The following is a 3609-nucleotide window of genomic DNA, read 5'->3' as shown; positions in this document are numbered from 1 at the left end:
AGCGTGCTATGGCCGATTGTGCGCACTGTCTCCACATGGCCGTACGGGCCGCGTCCGCCGTCCTTGGGGTCAATATACCGCGTGCGGGTGAACGGGCCGAGTTGCACCAGAAACCCCAGATATTCGACCAGACCACCGATTGAAAAGTCTTCCGCAACGCCCGTACCGCCAAGACGAAAGTGGGGTGACATCACATACGCTTGATCCTGCGCAACCGGCCCAAGGCGTTTATAAACATCGTCAAAGACGGCCTGTCCGGTGACGTTGTCGACCCAGCCACGCCCGTCAAAGACAGCGGCATTCACCGGAGATGCAACCGCCAAATTGTCGTCGAAGCGGACCTTTCCACTTGGACGCACGCCGGTGATATCTGTCGTCGTGACTTCACCCAGATGCACATCAACCGTGACAAGTTTCAGCGTAGGATGCCACAGGTGAAATTGCCCAAACGCATCGCGCAAATAGGGCACCATAAGCGCGGAATCGAATTCGGGATCGTTACGAAAAAGGGTCTCGATGATCGGCATCAAGGGCTCGGGATCACACAGCCAGACAAAGCCATTGCGCCAGGTCCCTCGACCATGAGTGCGCCAAAAGTCGATCAGACCGTCAGGGACACGCCCTTCGTACCGCTCTGCGTCTTGCGCATCAATAGGACCACCCCCGTCCGGGGGACCGAATTCTTCAATGATCTCGCCAAACGGGTCTCGTTTGGAAAGTGGGACTTCATCCTGAGGCATTTTTTTTCCTTATTGCGCAACGAGGTCTACTCGAACAAAAGGACATCCGTTTTGTTCAAGTTCTTCCGCATGGCGATCCAGCACACCGCTGCGTCGATCCGCACGCCATTGCGGTCCAATAGAGCTATTCTCGACCGCACCGCCCATGCCAGAGATTTCGCTTTCATACCCCCCGGCAATGAGATCCAGCTCATGTGTGGCTGCGAGGTTTCCAAAGTGCTCTCTCCAAGCGGCAAGTCCGTGTTCTTCGATGTAGTCGTCCCTATTCTCTCGCTCGTATGCAGCGCGTACTCGGTCCTGATGCGGCAGCGAAGCACGTCTTCGTTGTTGCAAAACACTCCTACGTCCCGGCGCATTTGGTGAAATGGGCGTACGTCTTGCAAGATACTCAGTTGGCGTCATCCGATTCAACCGCGCTTCTTGCTCTTCGATCTGGCGGGAGAACTCCACGGGATCACCATGCGTATCAAATGGGATTGTCACGATAGGACAGCGACTTTCGTAGTCTTCAGATATTCGGACTGGATCGGTGTCCGTGTCCGTCTCAGTTTGAGTCTCGGCCTCTCTTTGTCTGGCAATCTCGCGTTCGAGATAGTCAAGTTCCTCTTGTAAATAGTCTTCGTCACGACCCCCGAAAAGTTCGCCGTAGTTCTCGTATATGTGCCTCCAAATCCGTTCCCGGACACCATCATATACGTCCTGCTCTGCGGGGGTGCGTGGTGTTATCCCGTCCAGCATTCGATCAGCTTCTGATTGGGCAAGTATCCGGTAGCCCATATCGTTCGAAACGGGATCTCCATTCAGAAGAATGTTCGCCCGACCAAGTACCCTTGCCCACTGACCAAGCCTTTGAAGCGCATTGGGTGGTGGGTCTTCGGGTGGCGTCGGAGGCGGAAGTGGGCCTTCGGGGACCGGGGCATTTCCAGTTGGCAATTCGATCGGAATGTCGACTGTCGCAGGCGGTTCAACACCGGCAAATCCCGAAACCCCAGGTTCGGCTTGGGCGAATTGCAGATAATCGACCGTCGTCCAAGTCCCCGACGCATCCGCCAACAGCAAAGACCCCGGCAACGGATCGTCATCAACCGGGGCCGCATAGACCCCCATATCGCGGACGAAATAGGCCTCGCCCTCGCAATTGCGGTTGTTCATGTGGAAGCGGTCGAGGTGGCGGATGACGGGGCTGCCTTCGGCGAAGACCTGATCGGCATGCTCGATCGGTTCGCAAATGCCGCCGTAAGTGCCCGACACAACCCCGCCGCCGCGACCCGGTTCATCGCCGTGAACTTCGGTTGTATGTGAGCGCAGGACCATGGCGCGCTGCCCGGTAAAGCGAACGGACGGGGTGTAGCCGTCGTCGTGGCCACAAAAATCGACCACCGGGTACGGGATCGGCGTGCTGGTTGATCGGCACACATCGGGGGCCAGCGACACGATGACGGCTTCGTCCGTGTCGCGCAGCCCTTCGCGAGGAACGGATGTTGTCCACGGGGCTGGATAGCCCGGCTCACCGACATAGTCATCTTTAGGAAGGCTCATGCCAGCGCCCCTTCCGACACGTCTGCAGCATCGACGAACGTGACCCTTTGCAGGGTCAGCTTGGCACGCATGGCGTCAGGCAGCGGAAACCGCGCACGCCATGTCAACGACACGCGGTCCGTTTCCCGCCAGTCGAAATGTACGCCATCAAGGTTCAGTATGTGCCAGTTGTCGGCACCGTTGTTTTCGCAACGCACGGCCAGATCAATGCCCGGAAGCTGCCCCTTGGCGACGGGATATTCGGGATGCAAATTAGTCAGTTCATACCGCTCGTCCCCCCGCAGATAGGGCATGGCAATCTGATCCGGCGGAGCGCATTGCCAGAACCGTGGATCGAAATCGCGCGGCAAAAGCGGGTGGCGGGTCTGGGTCCACGCCTCATCATAGGTGCCTGCATATTGTGCCCTGCCTGCCCAGAATGGCGCAACGGGTGCGAACCCGGCAGGGTGTTCAAGCCTGTCATCCCCAAGGATGGAAATCTGCGGCGCAGGGTGTTCTGCGTCCTTGCCATCCTCAACCGGGCGGTTCAATCCGATCGGATTGTGTTCTGTACCGGCATCCGTGCCATCGCCCCGAGCGGTCAAACGCCAGTCCATCGGGACAGAAGAGGCTGGTTCAGGCGCACCCGGCTGCCAATCCGGCGCTTTGGATGAAAATGCGCTGGCCTTGGCCTTCACCCAGCACCGGGGGCCGGTCACGGCTAGTTCCTTTGCAATGGGTCCGAGGGCCAGATGGCACGTCCATTCGGAACGCGGTGGGTCGTCGCAATAGCTTTCGCCCAGAAAGGTGACATCTGTGCCGGGTTTGTCGGGGACAAGATCGCTTTGTATGACAAGTGGGGACGTGTAGGGGTCGTTTTCGTAACTGTCTTGCCATTGAAAGGCGTCAGCGGAGCGGTCCCGCGCAACTGTCGCGCCCTGTTTGTGCAGAAAACACGCCCGGGCAGAAACGACAACGTCCAGTTGCCCTTCGGCGTCATATTGACGAAAGGCAAACGCCGCGAACCCTGAGGGATTGAAGAGCTTCATCGGTCTGCTCAGTTCATGTCAATCGGTTTTCCGCGCATCTGGAAATGGTCCGTTGCAACAAAGTTGAACGTTTTGCCCATGATCAGGATTTCGCCATTCGACTTCATGACCAATTTGCTGTCGCCCACCTCGATCACAAATTCCTCACCAACGGCGATCTTCTTGTATTTCCCGACGCTTTCCAGCGAACTCGCACCCACATTGGTGATCTTGCTGGTGCCAACCTGTTCCACCCGCGCCACGCCGATGGTGTCGGATTTGAAACTGCCGACGATGGTGTTCATCACTCCGGGCATCGGAAA

The 3609-nt window shown here is 57.7% G+C and carries 3 protein-coding genes and 1 pseudogene; all 4 read right to left on the bottom strand.

Going from position 1 to position 3609, the window contains the following annotated elements:
* On the bottom strand, nucleotides 1-740 hold a 740-nt coding region (locus ACG74X_RS21215), incomplete at its 3' end, for a GAD-like domain-containing protein (RefSeq protein WP_411237309.1).
* 9 nt (nucleotides 741-749) lie between these two features.
* Complete coding sequence (locus ACG74X_RS21210; protein WP_411237308.1) at nucleotides 750-2279, bottom strand: PAAR-like domain-containing protein; 1530 nt, start codon at nucleotides 2277-2279, stop codon at nucleotides 750-752.
* Nucleotides 2276-3307 carry a DUF2169 domain-containing protein gene (locus tag ACG74X_RS21205; protein WP_411237307.1) on the bottom strand — a complete coding sequence of 344 codons (1032 nt, stop codon included), beginning with the start codon at nucleotides 3305-3307 and terminating at the stop codon, nucleotides 2276-2278. Before ACG74X_RS21205 ends, ACG74X_RS21210 begins: the two co-directional genes overlap by 4 nt.
* 8 nt (nucleotides 3308-3315) lie before the next feature.
* Nucleotides 3316-3609: pseudogene (locus tag ACG74X_RS21200) on the bottom strand (type VI secretion system tip protein VgrG); the annotation flags it as partial.

Origin of the sequence: Marivita sp. S0852, from assembly GCF_046591575.1 — a bacterium.
In the GTDB taxonomy this organism is placed as follows: Bacteria; Pseudomonadota; Alphaproteobacteria; order Rhodobacterales; family Rhodobacteraceae; genus Marivita.
The sequence above is the reverse complement of the archived record's forward strand: the minus strand, read 5'-3'. Positions and strand labels throughout refer to the sequence as shown.